21 protein-coding genes and 2 pseudogenes are annotated in these 16,810 nt (G+C 39.0%); 15 read left to right on the top strand and 8 right to left on the bottom strand.

Annotated elements, in window-relative coordinates:
• Window positions 1-2 precede the first annotated feature (2 nt).
• On the bottom strand, window positions 3-1,187 hold the full coding sequence (alr, locus tag SB658_RS20235) for an alanine racemase (protein WP_085187683.1): 1,185 nt from the start codon (window positions 1,185-1,187) through the stop codon (window positions 3-5).
• A 465-nt stretch (window positions 1,188-1,652) separates the two neighbouring features.
• Between alr and SB658_RS20230 the strand changes: the two genes are divergently transcribed.
• Window positions 1,653-2,114, top strand: a complete 462-nt coding sequence (locus SB658_RS20230; RefSeq protein WP_029726906.1) for a DUF2691 family protein — start codon at window positions 1,653-1,655, stop codon at window positions 2,112-2,114.
• Between the two features lie 29 nt (window positions 2,115-2,143).
• Entirely contained in the window at window positions 2,144-2,578 is a 435-nt protein-coding gene (gene dutA, locus SB658_RS20225; protein WP_032725805.1) for a dUTP diphosphatase DutA, read from the top strand.
• A gap of 315 nt (window positions 2,579-2,893) precedes the next feature.
• Here dutA and cotU read toward each other — a convergent pair whose 3' ends face one another.
• A complete protein-coding gene (cotU, locus tag SB658_RS20220) occupies window positions 2,894-3,154 on the bottom strand; it encodes a spore coat protein CotU (RefSeq protein WP_003231648.1) in 261 nt (86 codons plus the stop codon).
• A 382-nt stretch (window positions 3,155-3,536) separates the two neighbouring features.
• On the opposite strand from cotU, the gene SB658_RS20215 reads away from it, so the two are divergent.
• Entirely contained in the window at window positions 3,537-3,689 is a 153-nt protein-coding gene (locus SB658_RS20215) for a hypothetical protein (RefSeq protein ID WP_133516505.1), read from the top strand.
• A gap of 274 nt (window positions 3,690-3,963) precedes the next feature.
• A complete protein-coding gene (locus SB658_RS20210) occupies window positions 3,964-4,803 on the top strand; it encodes a thymidylate synthase (RefSeq protein WP_015713990.1) in 840 nt (279 codons plus the stop codon).
• Window positions 4,804-4,925: 122 nt separating this feature from the next.
• On the opposite strand, the gene SB658_RS20205 is transcribed toward SB658_RS20210, so the two are convergent.
• The 5 genes from SB658_RS20205 to tatAC all read right to left on the bottom strand — a co-directional run bounded on the left by SB658_RS20205 (window position 4,926) and on the right by tatAC (window position 7,353).
• Window positions 4,926-5,213 (bottom strand): hypothetical protein, encoded by a 288-nt coding sequence (locus tag SB658_RS20205; protein WP_015252014.1) that lies wholly within the window; start codon window positions 5,211-5,213, stop codon window positions 4,926-4,928.
• A 42-nt stretch (window positions 5,214-5,255) separates the two neighbouring features.
• Window positions 5,256-5,978, bottom strand: a complete 723-nt coding sequence (locus SB658_RS20200) for a YrpD family protein (protein WP_122060471.1) — start codon at window positions 5,976-5,978, stop codon at window positions 5,256-5,258.
• Between the two features lie 159 nt (window positions 5,979-6,137).
• Complete coding sequence (locus SB658_RS20195; RefSeq protein ID WP_015713993.1) at window positions 6,138-6,494, bottom strand: YoqO family protein; 357 nt, start codon at window positions 6,492-6,494, stop codon at window positions 6,138-6,140.
• Between the two features lie 270 nt (window positions 6,495-6,764).
• Window positions 6,765-6,989: a hypothetical protein gene (locus tag SB658_RS20190; RefSeq protein WP_015713994.1), complete on the bottom strand. Its 225-nt coding sequence runs from the start codon at window positions 6,987-6,989 to the stop codon at window positions 6,765-6,767.
• Window positions 6,990-7,164: 175 nt separating this feature from the next.
• Complete coding sequence (tatAC, locus tag SB658_RS20185; protein ID WP_003231634.1) at window positions 7,165-7,353, bottom strand: twin-arginine translocase TatAC; 189 nt, start codon at window positions 7,351-7,353, stop codon at window positions 7,165-7,167.
• Between the two features lie 78 nt (window positions 7,354-7,431).
• Between tatAC and SB658_RS20180 the strand changes: the two are divergent.
• Window positions 7,432-7,591 (top strand): annotated as a pseudogene (locus SB658_RS20180) (hypothetical protein).
• 16 nt (window positions 7,592-7,607) lie between these two features.
• Window positions 7,608-8,006 carry a hypothetical protein gene (locus tag SB658_RS20175; protein WP_015713996.1) on the top strand — a complete coding sequence of 133 codons (399 nt, stop codon included), beginning with the start codon at window positions 7,608-7,610 and terminating at the stop codon, window positions 8,004-8,006.
• 63 nt (window positions 8,007-8,069) lie between these two features.
• Here SB658_RS20175 and SB658_RS20170 read toward each other — a convergent pair whose 3' ends face one another.
• Window positions 8,070-8,504, bottom strand: coding sequence for an SRPBCC family protein (locus SB658_RS20170; protein WP_015713997.1), 435 nt, complete (start codon window positions 8,502-8,504; stop codon window positions 8,070-8,072).
• Window positions 8,505-8,652: 148 nt separating this feature from the next.
• Here SB658_RS20170 and SB658_RS20165 point away from each other — a divergent pair, with 148 nt between their 5' ends.
• The 9 genes and pseudogenes from SB658_RS20165 to SB658_RS20125 all read left to right on the top strand — a co-directional run bounded on the left by SB658_RS20165 (window position 8,653) and on the right by SB658_RS20125 (window position 16,711).
• A complete protein-coding gene (locus tag SB658_RS20165; RefSeq protein WP_015713998.1) occupies window positions 8,653-8,775 on the top strand; it encodes a hypothetical protein in 123 nt (40 codons plus the stop codon).
• A gap of 37 nt (window positions 8,776-8,812) precedes the next feature.
• The gene (locus SB658_RS20160; RefSeq protein ID WP_003231626.1) at window positions 8,813-9,001 is read left to right on the top strand and encodes a hypothetical protein; all 189 of its coding nucleotides are present in this window, start codon (window positions 8,813-8,815) and stop codon (window positions 8,999-9,001) included.
• A 293-nt stretch (window positions 9,002-9,294) separates the two neighbouring features.
• Window positions 9,295-10,857, top strand: coding sequence for a spore germination protein (locus tag SB658_RS20155; RefSeq protein WP_074794553.1), 1,563 nt, complete (start codon window positions 9,295-9,297; stop codon window positions 10,855-10,857).
• A 29-nt stretch (window positions 10,858-10,886) separates the two neighbouring features.
• Window positions 10,887-11,913: pseudogene (locus tag SB658_RS20150) on the top strand (spore germination protein).
• Window positions 11,903-13,117, top strand: coding sequence for a Ger(x)C family spore germination protein (locus SB658_RS20145; protein ID WP_085187680.1), 1,215 nt, complete (start codon window positions 11,903-11,905; stop codon window positions 13,115-13,117). The pseudogene SB658_RS20150 and the gene SB658_RS20145 overlap by 11 nt, the downstream one beginning before the upstream one ends.
• A 126-nt stretch (window positions 13,118-13,243) precedes the next feature.
• Window positions 13,244-14,050 (top strand): hypothetical protein, encoded by an 807-nt coding sequence (locus SB658_RS20140; RefSeq protein ID WP_144500562.1) that lies wholly within the window; start codon window positions 13,244-13,246, stop codon window positions 14,048-14,050.
• A 4-nt stretch (window positions 14,051-14,054) separates the two neighbouring features.
• The gene (locus tag SB658_RS20135) at window positions 14,055-14,672 is read left to right on the top strand and encodes a DUF4166 domain-containing protein (protein ID WP_144500561.1); all 618 of its coding nucleotides are present in this window, start codon (window positions 14,055-14,057) and stop codon (window positions 14,670-14,672) included.
• On the top strand, window positions 14,669-16,309 hold the full coding sequence (locus tag SB658_RS20130; protein WP_144500560.1) for a YndJ family protein: 1,641 nt from the start codon (window positions 14,669-14,671) through the stop codon (window positions 16,307-16,309). Before SB658_RS20135 ends, SB658_RS20130 begins: the two co-directional genes overlap by 4 nt.
• A gap of 87 nt (window positions 16,310-16,396) precedes the next feature.
• Window positions 16,397-16,711, top strand: coding sequence for a hypothetical protein (locus SB658_RS20125; protein ID WP_003245621.1), 315 nt, complete (start codon window positions 16,397-16,399; stop codon window positions 16,709-16,711).
• The last annotated feature ends 99 nt before the right edge of the window (window positions 16,712-16,810 follow it).

Genomic DNA, 16,810 nt, shown 5'->3' with positions numbered 1-16,810 from the left:
TTCTACACGTATAATACTGGAGTTGATACTTTAAAAATCTCGCCATCTCTTATATAAAAACGAGGGATGCGGCGGCTTAATGTAGACACGACTTCATAGTTAATCGTATTGAGCATTTCAGCCACTTCATCAACGGAAATCTCGGCTCCTTTTTGCTTACCGTAAATCACGACTTCTTCTCCTTGTTTACCTTCACCGTTTTCTCCTAAACTGACCATGATCATATCCATTGTTACTCTTCCCGCCACTGGCACTCGTTTTCCGCGATGAAGAACAAACCCGCGATTGGAAAGGGCACGAGAATAGCCGTCAGCATAGCCAATCGGGAGTGTAACAATTACTTCATTAGGTTCTGCGACGTATGTAGCACCATAGCTAACGGTTCGGGGTTCTGTACGCATGGTTTTCACATAAGCGATGCGCGCCTTTAAACTTAACGCAGGTTCAAGCTTAACGAGATTTAGTTGTTTAATATAGGCTGAAGGATATAAACCATATAAGCCGATACCTAAACGGATCATATCAGCGCTAAATTCCGGAAATGCGATAGCTGCAGCCGTGTTGCACATATGCACGGTGGGCAGCTCAATCCCCTGTTTTTTTAAAAAGCTGAGAAAACTGATGAATTTTTCGTGCTGCAGCTTTGTGAGTGTTGTGTCCGGTTCATCAGCTGTCGAAAAATGTGTGAAAATCCCTGTCCATCTGAGGAATTTACTTGCCTTTAAGGCTTTCACTACTTCTAAAAGTTCTTCCTTTGTGCGTACACCTAATCGTCCCATGCCGGTATCCACGTTAATATGAATGGCCAGCCGGTTAGCACTCGCTTCTTTTTCCAATATCTCGTTTGCTTCTTTCATCCAATCAACCTGAAATGCTGATAATGTTATATTCCAAGCTGCTGACTTCTTTACACAACTAAGGGATGTAAAACCAAGCACAAGGATAGGCGCTGTAATCCCAGCTTTTCGTAAAACGATTCCTTCCTCCACACTGGCAACAGCGAGCTCACTCGCCCCGTGTTCCAGTACATGGCGTGCCACTTCTATAGACCCGTGACCATAACCGTTCGCTTTTACGACAGCCATAATTTTGCTCTTATGTGGAATATGACGGCGAATCGCTCGCAAATTCTTTTTAACGGCATCAAGATTGACTTCGATCCAAACTTCTCGGCAAAGCTTTATCATCAACGCTTCCTTCCTTCTTATGGATTATAAATACCACCTATTGCCGCAAGAATAAATGTTAATTGTTGGATGATTCGATCTTATTTTATTCAACTTTATTTGAAATCATTCAACAGCAAATCCATGTGATACGAGAAGGTGCCTATCAATGTTCGAATAATAGCAAGTACGGGATACATGAGGCTTGTAAGTGGGGTGTTAATGGATACGGCGACCGAGGATTACAAAAATGATTATTTGTTTTGGGACATTTTTTTCTAAGGGTAGATGATAACGAGAAATCTAATCAGGAAAATACTTACCGTTGTTATGAACATTGGAAGAACCTTTTAAATGAGAAGGGCTGAGAAAATTCTGTAAAAGATAATCGGTTGAAAAGGCAGTCGATTCCTTGTTCCATAAACCTAACATTAGAGTATATAATTAAACTCGTATTCACAAAAATCGTTTAAGTAAGGGGTATACATGAATAGGGGAGTTAGTTTTCAAATACCGAATGAATATGGAAATTTTCTATGGAGAATACTGCAGCCGGTAGAAATAGCTAATTATAGGTGGCAAACGAGTGGGGAATCTTATTTTGTTGTAGAAGGAGAGCTCGATGATGAGGAGCTTTTTCATGACTACGCAATTGTTGAAGGGGCAGTTTTTGAGCAACAATTAAAAACGAATCAGTACTATACCATTTTCGTTGAACTGAAAGCATTTCCATATGGAAAAATGGTTAATCAAGTCAATACATATGAAGAGTTTGCTGACAGTGATTGCGAACTTGTCCTTTTGATAGCAGATAATAGTTACGTTTCGATTTACTGTAAAAACAAAAAAATCATTGAAAAACTGTACTTCAATGCTTTACAGAATGATTTTGAAGACGTTCAATTTATAACTGATGAAAATGATACAAGAACAAGCCTTACTGTATGATACTCAATAAAAATTAAAGGAGCTAGTACATGACAATGCAAATTAAAATCAAGTATCTAGATGAAACACAAACAAGAATCAGCAAAATTGAGCAGGGAGACTGGATTGATCTTCGGGCAGCTGAAGATGTAACAATCAAAAAAGATGAATTTAAGCTTGTCCCATTAGGTGTTGCAATGGAGCTGCCTGAAGGTTACGAAGCACATGTCGTCCCTCGTTCAAGTACATATAAGAACTTTGGCGTTATTCAAACAAATTCAATGGGTGTTATCGATGAGTCATATAAGGGAGACAACGATTTCTGGTTCTTTCCTGCTTATGCATTGCGTGATACTGAAATTAAGAAGAGTGATCGTATCTGCCAGTTTAGAATCATGAAGAAAATGCCGGCGGTTGAATTGGTTGAAGTCGAGCATTTGGGAAACGAGGATAGAGGAGGACTCGGTTCAACAGGTACTAAGTAAACAAAATAAATCCTTGGCTGTCTTCATGCTGTGTGATTGATCAATGGAGGTTTCAGCCAAGGTACAAAGAAATACTTTTATCTAAATTTTTATAAGTAGGGGAAGGCAACTACAAACTAGTAATGCCACTAATAATAAGCCAAGTTAAATGACATGTGTTCATTAATAATTGAATTTACAGCAGCCATGAGAACAAGTTCAAAATATAAGATGAAATGAGACATAAGACTTCACAAAAAAATCTGAGTATCGTCGATAAATATCATAAAAAAGCCCCCGGTATGTCGCCGGGGAATAAATAGACGTTTAAGAGATTTAGTGATGTTTTTTATATGATTCGACAAAATCATAATAATGATCATCGTCATCATAATACTTTTTTTCGTAATGATAATCGTGATCATCGTAATACTTTTTATCATGGTCATCATACTTTTTATCATAATCATAATGTTTTTTATCATGATCATAATACTTGTCGCAATCATAATGCTTCTTATCATTGTCGTAATACTTTTTGTAATATGTTTTTTTCCAAGTGTAATACTCTTCTTTATATTTTTTATAATAACCCAATTAAATTCCTCCTTTATGTTATTCGAATTTAATTTATGAAGTTTAAATGATATGGTATGGTCAAATGAAATAAGAATAGTAAAAAGAGGCTGTTTAAAACACTTTCTGAAAAACAAAACGGATAGCTGTTTAAGAGCGAGAGAGAGCACTCAATCACTGTAAAATAATAGTAAAGTGTATAGAGAAGATTAGTATACGTAAAAAGGGACTTTCTCATTGAAGAATATTTGAACGTTATGGTTAAGATTCAAGAGCACTATGATGTGATTTTTCACACTGCTTTTGAAGGGTTTAGAGTTAGACATCAAAAACAAACATCAAAACCGGTTAGAAACAGATGATATAAGGAATGAACCGCTGCCAAATATCATAAAAAAAATGAATGAAATTAGAGAGAATTTATTTTAAAGAAAGCGGACAAATGACAATTGATATTGAGGTAAAATACAATGCATTAAATCAGAAAAAGCTATTGGAGGATTTAATGTGTTTAGACAATTTCCAATTTGGTATACACAAACACCTGACTATTTGAATTTTTATGTGCCGCAATATCAAACCATTTCTTATAATCCTCAACAATGTTATCAACGGTGTATGTACCAAACTGGCGGTAACTATGAGCTATGTGACAGACTATGTTATGGAGAAATACAGGTGTAAAAGAGGGGGTTATTAACTCCTCTTTAAACACACAGTGAGTGGAATAAGATCCTCACTTTATCTGCGAGTGCTTAGTATTTGCGATAATATTGCATTCGTAATAAATTATGCTTAGAACTGAAAATGAAAGAAGGATATGAATAGTTATGACGCAATTCGATAAACAATACAATTCAATTATAAAGGATATTATAAATAATGGAATCTCAGACGAAGAGTTTGATGTGAGAACCAAGTGGGACTCAGATGGAACACCGGCACATACTCTAAGTGTAATCAGTAAGCAAATGAGATTCGACAACTCAGAGGTTCCGATTTTAACGACAAAAAAGGTTGCCTGGAAAACAGCCATTAAAGAGTTGCTCTGGATTTGGCAGCTGAAATCTAATGATGTTAATGATTTAAACAAGATGGGCGTACATATTTGGGATCAGTGGAAACAAGAAGACGGCACCATCGGACATGCATATGGATTTCAGCTGGGGAAGAAAAACAGAAGTCTAAATGGAGAAAAAGTGGATCAGGTAGACTATCTTCTTCATCAATTGAAGAACAACCCGTCTTCACGCAGACATATTACAATGCTGTGGAATCCTGATGATTTAGACGCAATGTCCTTAACGCCATGTGTATACGAAACTCAATGGTATGTGAAGCAAGGTAAGCTCCACCTCGAGGTAAGAGCACGGAGCAATGACATGGCATTGGGAAATCCATTCAATGTATTCCAGTACAATGTGTTGCAGCGCATGATTGCTCAAGTGACTGGTTATGAGCTTGGTGAATATATCTTTAACATTGGGGATTGCCATGTGTACACACGTCATATAGACAATTTGAAAATTCAAATGGAAAGAGAACAGTTTGAAGCACCTGAACTATGGATCAATCCTGAAGTGAAAGATTTTTATAACTTTACCATTGATGATTTCAAGTTAATCAACTATAAACATGGGGACAAGCTTTTATTTGAGGTAGCGGTTTAATGCTGCCTTTTTATTGTGCAGTGAATGGATAGCAGGTATCCTAATTTCATTAAGCAATCTGGAAGATGAATAAAAATTGAAGGACAAACACGTATAATACATAAAAAAGATTAACTCTACAGTTAATCTTTTTTATTCAGAAGAAAATATCCTAACTTTGAAACTAAATACAAAGTAAAAGCAATCATTACAGTTCTAGATATTACAATTCCATGAATAGCTAAATCATATCCAGCAGGTACCAACGCATTTGTATTACACATAAAATATATAGATATTAGAAGTGCTACAATAACTAAAATCATTCCAAAAAGACTTGATTTTTCATATTTCATACCAATTTCCACCCTTATTAAAGTTAGGTTTAAACAAAAGAGCTGAAGAAACGAACTATGACCAGTATGCTCCAAAGAAAACCGCCAGACAATGCTGGCGGCTTTTTGCTGCTTCGTTTATTTATGAACAGAGATCGTAACGTTATTTCCTGCAACTGAAACCTTTGCGAAATCCTGTGTATCTACCACAGGAGTGACGGCTTTATTGTCGATTGTGATGTTGTTAAAAGATGTCGAAAAGGTTGCTTTGATCGCATCACGCTGGCTTTCATACGAAACAGCCGCGGTAGCAAGGGTTTTCCATTTTGAAATCGTGCCGATGTTGGTTCCTTGAATTTCTGTGATAATCCGTCCGGTGTAGCCGTCATTGTTCGTTCCCCAAAGGGTCATGCGCGTATTGCCGTTTAAGTTTTTATAGATTGTCATTTGGACTGTGCTTCCAGGGCGGAAGCCTTTATTGTATGTGAATTTGTCTTTTCCTTCGATGTACGTTTCTTCATTTTTGGACCCAACCTTCATGAGGGGCTTCCAGACGTTGTATTGTTTGCTGTACTGAAGCCCGATATCTGCTTCAGTGCCGCTTGTTGCCCTAAAGCCAGAATAAATATAGGGAGTGGAGACCGAGTCGTTGTTTTTTACAGTTTCAGGAAGCGCAATTTTAGCTGTAAAAACGGCGCCCGTACTGTTCAGGTAGACACGGCCGCCGATTCCGTTAGGCAGCTGGGATGCTGCTTTTGCGACTTGAGCGTCTGCCGCGGGTAAGCCTGGTATACCTGATGAAAGGGTTCCGAAAAGAACTGCTGTTCCTACTGCACCTGCAATCAATACTTTTTTCACCAAAATTCCCCCTTTAGATAGTGGTTTCGCCATTTATTATACCTTATTTTGGAACTGATTGATGTATATAAATAAACAAAATATTTCATTTTGAGTGATGTAAGGGACGAAACGCTTCGCCAATCTGAAAGCTATATACCTTTATCAGAGGAAAGAATGAGATCACAATCGTTTTAACCGATTTGAAATTTTCCTCAAAATAAAAGTACAAATGCTTAAAGAAACGATTATTAAAAGAATGCCCGCTATCGTTTCCCAGCCTGTAAAAAAGAGGTGACGTTTCATCAATGTCTGTCCTTGTAAAATGATAAAAGCACAGATACCGACTAAGAAAAGAAAACAAATACTTAGGATTGCTAACGCTTTACGTGAGTATGTTTTCATTTCATCTTTAAAATACAGCAATACGAAAACAAAGCAGATAACATTGGCTATTGTGCTTATCACCTCAAAGCTTTTCATGACAACTGATATAAATAGACAAAGTAAAATGAGATAAAATACGATGTTTCTATACAAAAAACCTCTCCTTTTATGTATGATCCTCAAAGAGTTTATAAAAGTTTCTTTGTAACTGCAATAAACTGAATGCGCTCACTTATGAACTAACTTATGAACTAACTTATGAACTAACTAAACTATGCACTAAATATTCACTATTCTTTTTCAGATTCAGTCACCAAGGTTTTCATAGAAAGGGGAGCTTCAGAAATATACATATAGTGCACAAACAAAAAAAGACCCGGCAATAGCCGGGGGAAAGTAATAACGAGGAGATGTTAATGGCGTTTAGTAGTGTTTTTTATGCTTTTTATACTCTACAACATAATCATAGTCTTTTTTATCGTGATCATAATATTTTTTATCATAGTCATCATATTTTTTGTCGTAATCACAGTCATCATATTTTTTATCATGGTGGTCATAGTATTTTTTATCATATTCGTAATACTTCTTATAATACGTTTTTTTGACCGTATAATACTCTTCTTTGTATTTTTTGTAATAACCCATATATACTCCTCCTTTATTTTTACTACGCTTTATTATACGGCGAGTAGATTTTGCGGCTTGGACAGTTAAAATCATAGAAGGAAAAAAGGGCTGTCCAAATGATTAAAAAAAGACAGATGACACAAAAACAAATCAAAATAAAGAGCCGATTTTTCATCGGCCCAAACGATTTATCCTACATTTGTTTGTCTTCTTTGTTTTCTGAGTCATTTTTTCTGATATCCTGAGTCAGTCCGCTTGTTGCTTGTTTAAATTCTGATAAGGCTTTTCCTGCTGCACGGCCAAGCGCCGGCAGTTTATCAGGCCCAAATACTAAAAAACCCACAAACAAAATAACGAGTATTTTTGTGAAGCTTAATTCCATATCCTTTTCCCCCTGATTGAAGTACAACCTTTTAAACAAATTATAAGAGATAGCAGTACAAATGGGAATGCATTTATTTTGAACATTTTAAAACCAGCACAAAGGCAGATTCATAAAACGGCTGCTGCTGAATATAATGTCCAATGCCACCTGCCTAAGAAGCAGGGAGGCAGGCTGGATCAATTATGTAGCTCTGCCGAAAATGATACAAACGTATCTGCGGCTATCATTGAAATAGAGGAGTGGTGTAGCTGATGAGATTCACTAAGGTAGTTGGATTTTTGTCTGTTTTAGGGTTGGCTGCGGTTTTTCCATTATCGGCACAAGCAGAAAAAGCCGGAACTGCGGGGGCTGGAGAGTGGGATAAGTTGGGGACTTACACATATACTTACTCAAGTCCGACGGTATACTCGACCGGAGGAGATTTTAGAGTGTGCCTTTCAGGAAGCACTCCTTTTTCTGTTTCACTGCACCTATATGAGGATGATCCCGGTGACAATCCTGATGATTATGTAGGGGCAAACTATTTTTCACCCGGAGAATGCCACACCTTTGGCAGTATTGGAAAATTTGTAGATGGGAGCAATAACAAGGCCGAGTTCTTTGTTACCGATTACTCTGGTAAATCTAAAACTGTTACGTTTTATGATTGATGGACTCAAATTGTGAAGTATAACCCTTGGGAAAGAACAAAAAAGAGAGATACTCTCTCTTTTTTATTCTTCGATAGCCTTACGAAGCCGTTCATTTACAATGCCAGTCCAGCCGCCATCCATCTTACCGCGAACGACGGAGCTTTTCTCGTTTGCTTTGCCGATCACTTCATTCGGCTCTTTCCAGCCGCTGTGAATAAGGGTAAACCCTGTCTTTTCCCCCAAGTCTTCTAATTGAAAGGTAACGACCCATCCTTCTGTATCCCATTCAAAAGAAAGTTCAGTTGGAGCTTGAACAGCCAAAACTTTACAAGGGGACGGCCCAAACGGTGATTGTAAGTGAAATTCTTGTCCTTCTTTGAGCTGAAAGTCATTGGGCATAAACCACTTGGCAATGCCTTCTGAAGTAGAGACTGTCTCCCAGACTTTCTGAATGGGAGCCTCTAGGGTAATGCTTTTTGTAATATCTGGTAATGTATTTTCGTTGTTTTGAGCCATTTCGTTTACCTCTTGACAAATGATGTTTTTTCAATTCAATCATATAATAACTAATAAGATCATGTCCATAGCGTGCATTATTTATGCTAGAGCTGCTGTTCAACAGCGTGTCAGTCGCCAGTCTGATCTGTGAATGGGAGAATTCTGCATGTTCGAGAAAGAGAGAGACGTGTATGTTGTCATTTCGTTCATGCTTGTTTGCTCAGCCGCAACTGTTATGTTTGAACTGGAATTCCTGTTCAGCCAATTTATTTTGCGATTTTTGTTTTAATAGTAAATGAGCCATTTTCTAAAACAGGAGGTTTTTTATGCTTGGAAAAATCAAAGCAGCCATTGATAACAGTCCAGGGAAGCCGGCCAGAATTTTAGTTAGTGAAAAAGCGTTTCAGCAATTAGAGGAAGAAATGCGCTTTGTTTACGTTTCCAAACCGAAAACGATAATGGGGATTCCTGTGGAAGTTTCAGATCAGGCAGAAAGCTTCAAGCTGGAATTTTAGTTTTCCCAGACTGCTAAAAGGCTCATTTTGTGTTAATTATGCAAAATGGTCAGGTTGATTTCTTTAAAAGCATGATGAAATGTTCATCATGCTTTTTTTATTGAGAAAAAAGACGAACATAAAAAATAGGTATACGGGAAAAATAATCCTATTAGAGAGAGGGGAAATGACAGATGGATAACATGATATCAACACTTACTGATTGGAATGTGTGGTTTCAAGCGTTAGTAGTATTTCTCGTTCCATATGTAATCTATAAAGTGTTTACTTGGATTCATGTATAAGAAGGTGCAATGATGAGGTGGCGGAATAATCAGTACAAAACACAGAAGCAGCATAAATCAGATTATTCGACAGCTGAAAAGCAGGATCAGGATGTGTTAACCGGTAACATCGGATACGACTTAGAACATGTAAAAAGAAAAATAGGACATAACGGGGACGTTCATTTCCGTGAGCTTGAAATCACTCAATTACATGTGAAAGCGGCATTGATCTTTGTTGAAGGACTGTCTGATCAGAACTTGATTAATAAAGGACTATCAGTGTTAGTCATGAATCAACCTAATCAGGTAAGCGATGAAATTTCTCAATCCGGCAAAGGTATTTTAATTTCGAAACAGATAAAAAATCAAATCGTATCAATCGGTGATGTCATAGAATCAGAGAAAATCAGTGATATCGTGTTGAATGTTTTCATGGGGTCGACAGCGCTTCTCATTGATGGAATACCGCAGGCCTTTCTTCTGGGAACTGTAAAAAAACAAAATCGAAGTATCGAGGAGCCGCTTTCAGAAGCGCTTGTCAGAGGGCCGCGCACAGGCTTTACAGAAGAGTTGAGTACGAATACAGCTCTTTTGAGACAGCAAGGAAAAAATGATCAATTAACATTGCAGAGATTTGAAGTAGGAACACGATTAAAAAAGGATTTAATTATCGCTTATATGAATGACATTGCAGATCCAAAAGTAGTCGAGGAAGTAAGAAAAAGAGTGAGAGGGATTGAGATCGATCATTTGCCGGAGTCAGGCTACGTTGAACAGTTAATTGAGGATAATTATTTGAGCCCGTTCCCGCAAGTACAGAGTACAGAACGTCCTGATCGCGTCATAAGCGGATTAATGGAAGGAAGAGTAGCCATTCTGCTTGACGGCACTCCGTTTGCTTTGATTGTTCCAGTCACTTTCAGCATGATGCTTCAATCGCCTGAAGATTATTATGAACGGTGGTTCCCGAGCTCGCTCATCAGATTGCTGAGGTTCATCGCAGCAATGATAACGTTATTCGCACCCGCTTTATATATATCATTTATTTCTTTTCATCCGGGGTTAATTCCGACCAAGCTGGCGATTTCAATTTCCGGGACGCGCCAAGGTGTTCCGTTCCCATCTCTGATTGAAGCCTTATTTATGGAAGTCGCGATTGAAATTTTAAGAGAGGCGGGGCTTCGTTTGCCAAAACCAATTGGACCCGCAATAGGCATAGTTGGCGGATTAATCATCGGGGAAGCAGCTGTGCAGGCGGGGATTGTCAGTCCAATCATGGTCATTGTTGTTGCGCTCACAGCAATTTCTTCATTTGCCATCCCGCATTATAGCACAGGTATAGCACTTCGGATGCTTCGGTTTGGCGCGATGTTTTGTGCGGCGGTGTTTGGATTGTTTGGAGTCATTATGTATTATCTGCTGCTAAGCAGCCATGTCGTAAAACTAAAGAGCTTTGGTGTGCCATACGCAAGTCCGGCAGTGCCCTATCAATTAAAAGATTGGAAAGACTTTGTTATCAGAATGCCTCTTTTAGTCATGAAGCGCCGGCCTAAAATGATGAATACAGATAATACAAAACGGGTGAAGTGATGAACTTAACAGGATGGTGATAAAGTCTCATGTTCAGCCCAACCAGTAAAATCACAACCGCTCAGGCAACGATTATCATCATTAATTATATGCTTGCTGCCGGAGTTCTTACGCTCCCTCGGACAGTAACAGAACAAACTTATAGTTAAATTAAGCCAGCAGTATCCTCAGGAGACCTTTTATGAATACTCCCGACATATTGTAGGAAAATGGCTCGGGCATTTAATCAGTATTGTTTTTATTACTTATTTTCTTGCACTCGGTGCATTTGAAGTCAGAGTCATGTCCGAAATCGTGGATTTTTTTCTCCTCGAAGGGACACCGTCTTGGGCAATCATTATGACAGTTCTTTGGATTGGGCTTTATTCAATTACACAAGGCCTAGATCCGATTGCACGGCTTTTTGAAATGATTTTTCCGATTACGGTCATCATCTTTTTAACGATAGCCCTCATGAGTTTAGGCATATTTGAGATCAACAATTTGCGCCCTGTATTAGGTGATGGAATCATGCCAGTTCTCAGAGGTGTAAAGACAACGAACCTTTCATTTACATGTTCAGAAATTATGCTCATTTTAGTAGCATTTATGAAAAAGCCGAAAAATGCGGTGAAAGCGGTTGTGATCGGGACAGGCGTTGTGACCAGTTTTTATATGATTACGCTGATTATGGTCATCGGTGCACTATCAGTTGAGGGAGTTGTGACGAGAACATGGCCGGGGCTTGACCTGATGAGAAGTTTTGAAATACCTGGTTTAATATTTGAACGGTTTGAATCATTCCTGCTTGTGATTTGGATTATGCAGCTTTTTGCTACGTTTATTATCACTTTTTATGCAGCTTCCCTGGGAGTCTCACAAGTTTTTAAAAAGAAACCCCTTTCATGTATGTTTGGGCTGCTTCCTGTTATATATATCCTCTCTTGCATGCCGAAAAATGAAAATGACGTCTTTATATTGGGCGATACGGTCAGTCATATCGCTTTGTATATATTTGGCGCTTTGCCGATTTTGCTGTTAGTCATTTCGAAATGGAGGAAAAGAGGTGAAAAGTAAACTAAAACGTCAATTGCCTGCTATGGTCATGGTATGTCTGCTGATGATTTGCGTAACAGGATGCTGGAGCAGTCGGGAAATAGAAGATCTGGGTCTCACATTCGCTATCGCAATTGATAAAGGAAAAGAAACGAACACTGAAAAAGAGTTAAAAGAAGAGGGCGGGAGCTATCCGAAAAAAGACAACATTACGCTGACCTATCAATTTGTTAATGAAAAAGCGGCAGGCGCGGGCACAAGCGGGGGAGGCGGTAGCGGACAAGGAGCGCAAAAAGCGTACATTAATATAAGTGAAACAGGGGATTCATTACAGCAGATCGGAAGTGAGGTTGCATTAAGACGGGACCGAGAAGTGTTTAGCCCGCATTTAAAAGTTGTTGTCATGAGTGAAGATGTGCTGCACACATTTCCTATCGACGAAATGCTGGATCAATTTTTTCGTGATAATGAAATCAGGCTGAGCTGTCTTGTTTTATCTGCTAAAGGGGAAGCAAGAGACGCTCTCCAGCTGAAAGAGAACGGAGAAATTCCGGCATTTCGGCTGATTGGATTAGGTGAAAATGAACATAAAGTTTCCAGAATTCTTCCCCCTATGACACTCGCGAAACTAATTGGAAAACTGCATTCTGGCAGCAGTTTTTTACTGCAAAATGTGGTTGCGGCCAATGGAGCGGTCAAGTATTCCGGAGCAGCTGTAATCAACGGAAAATCGAAAAAAATGATAGGCACTTTAAATGAATATGAAACTGAGGGAATTACATGGATTAGAGGAGAAGGGAAAGGCGGAGTTGTCAAAAGCCATGATAAAAAGAGCCAACAAACGATAGCGTACGATATCAATAAAATTAAAAGCAAAATTCAGCCAATCGTAAAAGGGAAAGATATTTCATTCCATGTCGATATTGAATCAGAAGGCGATTTGGTTGAAAACTGGAACACAAAAGAGGCGTTGGACACCCAGTTTATAGATCGTCTCGAAACGACTATTGAAAACGAAGTAAAGAAAATAGTTGGTCAGGTATTAAAAAAAATTCAGCGTGATTATAAAGCAGATGTTGCGGGTTTTGATGAATCTTTAAGACTTACATATCCCCACTTATGGAAAAGGGTGAAAAATAACTGGGATGACACCTTCAGTAAAGCCGACATCACATACAGTGTGAACGTCACAATTACTCATTACGGCACGGTTAAAACTCAGTAATGAATCCCAGGGAAGAGAAGGAAACCTCTCTTCTCTTTTTTATACTTTTTTTGGAGAGATATACACTTTTCAAATCGACCAATATGCTAATATAGGAATTGCTTGAAATAGAAGGGAGAAGGGGCTGTGAGGCAGAAACCGATTTATGTAGAAATCGAAATGAAATCTGATCTGGATACACTCTGGGAATATACACAAAACCCATCACTGCATAAGGAATGGGATCTACGGTTTTCAAATATTACGTATTTGAATAGACAACCATGCGAAAAACAGAAGTTTCTTTACGAAACAAAAATAGGCTTTGGATTAAAGGTGTCAGGTACTGGAGAAACCGTCGGTGTTTTCAACAAATGTTCATCTGAAAGGTCTTCTTCACTGGCTTTTGGCTCTGATCATCCATTATCTCTGATTCGGCATGGAAGCGGCTACTGGAAGTATATACAGAGAGAAAATGGGAAAATGACGTTTTTAACACAGTACCAATACAAAACAGCCTACGGACTGCCGGGAAGATGGATCGATCGTTTATTATTTCGACCGCTGCTTGGCTGGGCGACTGCCTGGAGCTTTGATGCATTAAGGCTTTGGGTAGAGCAAAATAAACATCCGAAGCGCTTCATTCGATCCGCTATCATCTATGTGTTCATGTGTCTGTTTTTCAGCCTGTTTTGGTTCTATCAAGGCTTTGCAGGTGTTAAGACAAGCATATTGGCAGGAACAGCGGAGATAGGCTTAGCTATTTTGTGGCTGATTCCTTTAAAAAGAAAATGGATCATTCATGGTGTCCAGGCTTGTATTTTTGCTGGGGTTGCTTGTCTAGGTTCCGAAATATTCATGTGGGTTCTATTGAGTGTGTTTTCCGCTGCAAGCGGCGCTCTTAGCCTGCAGCTCCCCAGTGCCAGGCGCACAAAACGAAAGAGAAAGAAGTGACATTGTGAGTTCGATTTATGAAAAATCAATTATTAACTATCATTTGCTGCATCCCAAGCTGCAGAAACGGTACCAATTAGACGGGTCTCATACATTCAGCGGGACGGGAACGATGTCAGAAATAAGCGGAGGCTCTTTTCTGGTTAGAATGCTGTTAAAGCTGGGTGTTTTTTTCAGATGCTTCTTTTCAGAAAGAGGCAAAGACATTCCATTTACAATACAAAATAGAACTTGTCTTTTGAAATCACAACATACAGGGATAGAATGGAATCGTACATTTTTCTTTAAAGGCAAAAAACGCTTCTTTGACGCGATAATGATATATGACGAGAAAAAAAATAGAATACTTGATTTCTTCGGCAAACCTCATCTGCTGTTGTCTGTTTTGACGTTCGAGGCATCTCTTGACGGCTCTCTTACAATCACATCGGGAAAGCAATGGCTATTGATATTTGGAAAAAGAATCCCGTTGCCGAAATGGCTGACCGGTACATCCGTAGTTTGCGAAACGTTTGATGAAAAAAAGAATTGTTTCACCATTGAAGTGCATGTGCAAAATACAATTCTTGGCACTCTTTTCTTTTATAAAGGAACGTTTCAGGAGGAAGAGAGAGAATCATGAAACGAAATGGCATAGTCAGTGCGCTTTGTTTTATAGGATTTCTTGCAGCGGAAGCACCGGATATTTCAGTGGCAGAGGCACTCGTTTTGTTATCCATTCTATTTTTCGTGCCGGGAATTTTCCCTTTTGTTTTTCGTCAATCGCCGGTTCGTGCTGCTCAGTTTATGGAATATGGGCTAATCCAGTGCTATCCGGTAGCCGCATTCTTTGCGGTGCTGGCTCTAGTGACGGAGGTTGGAGGTTTCGCGCTAATCTGGTGGATGTACACAGTTTTTATTGCATTGTATGCGATCCTCCGCCTTTGGGAAACAAAGATACATAGAATCGAAGAGACATCAGTTTTGTTCGGTCTTATTTATTTGGCGGGAGGAGGATTTTGGTTTTTTGCTTATGCTGCCCATTTGCAGATCATGCAATTTGGCCCTCTCATCATTTTGCTGACTGCTGTCCACTTTCACTATTCTGCTTTTCTGATCCCGATCTTCAACGGCTTACTCGGCAGAACCATTAGAAAACATCGGATGTTGTATAGTTGGATAACATGGGTGATTTTGCTTTCGCCCCTTCTTATCGCACTGGGCATCACATATTCAAAAACACTTGATGTCATTGCGGTTAGCATTTATATGGCGGCGATTTATCTTCATGCATTTTTGGTGTTCACGGCAGCTTTTCGCACCAAGACGGGGACATTTCTTATTCGGCTTTCTTCCGCTGTTTTAATGATAACGATTGCTTTCTCGATGATTTATTCATTTGGTGTATTTCGACAAGAAGTTACATTGACCATCAATCAGATGATTTGGATTCACGGTTTTGTCAACGCGTTTGGTGTTATCTTGCCCGCTCTCATAGGGTGGAGAATAGAGGATCCAAAGTCTTTTGATGCAGACAGTGTAAAGACATTCAGCCGTATCTACGGAAAAAGAAAGATTGGAGAAGAATTTTTAGCTAGCATTCAAGCTGAAAATAACGCTCGGTACAGCGGACTTGTGGATGATATGGGCAGCCTGCGTTCAAAAGATTTTTCACCAGAAAAACTGGCGCCGCTCATTCTTTCGTTTTATGAACAAACCATCGAATACAATATTAAAGCAAAAGTAACATGGAGCACGTGGTTTCGGCCGCTTGCAATTGTTTACGAATGGTTCAGCAGAAGAATCGGCCAAATACATCTTTCGACGAACCCTGACTGGTACAGGATGTACAGCAAGATAAAAGGTGTTCATTCTAAAAAAGACGGAAGGGAAAGAGTACGTGCCTGGATTAGAACAAATGAAAAAAACGAAACCATTTTTACCGCTCTTTATTCAGTGTATCGTTCAAATGGAGAAGGGTATATGAATATTTCTTTACCGCTTCCATTCAGCAGCATGACAGGTATTTTAAAACCATATCATCATCAGGAGAAGCTGGTTTTAACAAGCAGGCGGAGAAAAAGCAGAGCGGGGGATGAGGGGATTTATCTGCAAACAAGAGCGGGAACTTGTCCGCTTCCTTTATCTGAAACCTTTCTGATAGAAGCTGTACATGACAACAAATTAACCGCTGTTCATCATATGTGGCTGTTTGGAATAAAATTTCTAACTGTTCATTACAGCATTACACATATTAACCAGCCTATTGAAAGAACCTAACACAAAGAAGAAGCTTCGTCTGCCAGTTGTAATGAGATGAACTGTTTTAAAATTCTGCACCGCATCAAGACAGGAAAGGAAGGGTTTATGGTGTTTTATATCAGTTTATTTCTGATTCTTTGGCTGGCTGCTGGGTTTGCAGTGGGAATGAAACAAGTGTATGTCGATCAGCTGTTTGATAAAGCTGTGATCGAAAGACTGGAAAAAGAAGCGAATGATCATGGACATGCTGACCGGATGATCAAACAGCGCGTCCTTTATATTGCAGCAGTGACAGTAAGCGGGTTTATTTCTGTTTATTATGAAATGAAAACAATCCCGCAAAGGCGAAACATAAGAAAAATTGAAAAAAACATCATGAAATTAAATCAAGCAAAAAAACGAAGAATGAAGAGAAAATAAAAAGTGCACAGGCCAAAGGGCAGGTGCATTTTTGTTTTGTATGGAAAATGGGGGAGGTGGTGCCAGCTTACTTTTCATAAATTCAAAAATGAGAAGAAC

The organism is Bacillus sp. SIMBA_008 (genome assembly GCF_046535495.1).
Lineage (GTDB): Bacteria > Bacillota > Bacilli > Bacillales > Bacillaceae > Bacillus > Bacillus subtilis.
This window is presented reverse-complemented; position numbering and strand designations above follow the sequence as displayed.

Excerpts from the sequence above, each read along its gene's own strand:
- SB658_RS20170 (WP_015713997.1), bottom strand. The coding sequence starts at position 8,504 with ATGGCTCAAAACAACGAAAATACATTACCAGATATTACAAAAAGCATT.
- tatAC (WP_003231634.1), bottom strand. The coding sequence starts at position 7,353 with ATGGAATTAAGCTTCACAAAAATACTCGTTATTTTGTTTGTGGGTTTT.
- SB658_RS20175 (WP_015713996.1), top strand. The coding sequence starts at position 7,608 with ATGAGATTCACTAAGGTAGTTGGATTTTTGTCTGTTTTAGGGTTGGCT.
- SB658_RS20130 (WP_144500560.1), top strand. The coding sequence starts at position 14,669 with ATGAAACGAAATGGCATAGTCAGTGCGCTTTGTTTTATAGGATTTCTT.
- SB658_RS20190 (WP_015713994.1), bottom strand. The coding sequence starts at position 6,989 with ATGGGTTATTACAAAAAATACAAAGAAGAGTATTATACGGTCAAAAAA.
- SB658_RS20230 (WP_029726906.1), top strand. The coding sequence starts at position 1,653 with ATGAATAGGGGAGTTAGTTTTCAAATACCGAATGAATATGGAAATTTT.
- SB658_RS20210 (WP_015713990.1), top strand. The coding sequence starts at position 3,964 with ATGACGCAATTCGATAAACAATACAATTCAATTATAAAGGATATTATA.
- alr (WP_085187683.1), bottom strand. The coding sequence starts at position 1,187 with ATGATAAAGCTTTGCCGAGAAGTTTGGATCGAAGTCAATCTTGATGCC.
- SB658_RS20155 (WP_074794553.1), top strand. The coding sequence starts at position 9,295 with ATGATGAGGTGGCGGAATAATCAGTACAAAACACAGAAGCAGCATAAA.
- dutA (WP_032725805.1), top strand. The coding sequence starts at position 2,144 with ATGACAATGCAAATTAAAATCAAGTATCTAGATGAAACACAAACAAGA.
- SB658_RS20160 (WP_003231626.1), top strand. The coding sequence starts at position 8,813 with ATGCTTGGAAAAATCAAAGCAGCCATTGATAACAGTCCAGGGAAGCCG.
- SB658_RS20215 (WP_133516505.1), top strand. The coding sequence starts at position 3,537 with ATGAAATTAGAGAGAATTTATTTTAAAGAAAGCGGACAAATGACAATT.
- SB658_RS20125 (WP_003245621.1), top strand. The coding sequence starts at position 16,397 with ATGGTGTTTTATATCAGTTTATTTCTGATTCTTTGGCTGGCTGCTGGG.
- SB658_RS20165 (WP_015713998.1), top strand. The coding sequence starts at position 8,653 with ATGTTCGAGAAAGAGAGAGACGTGTATGTTGTCATTTCGTTCATGCTT.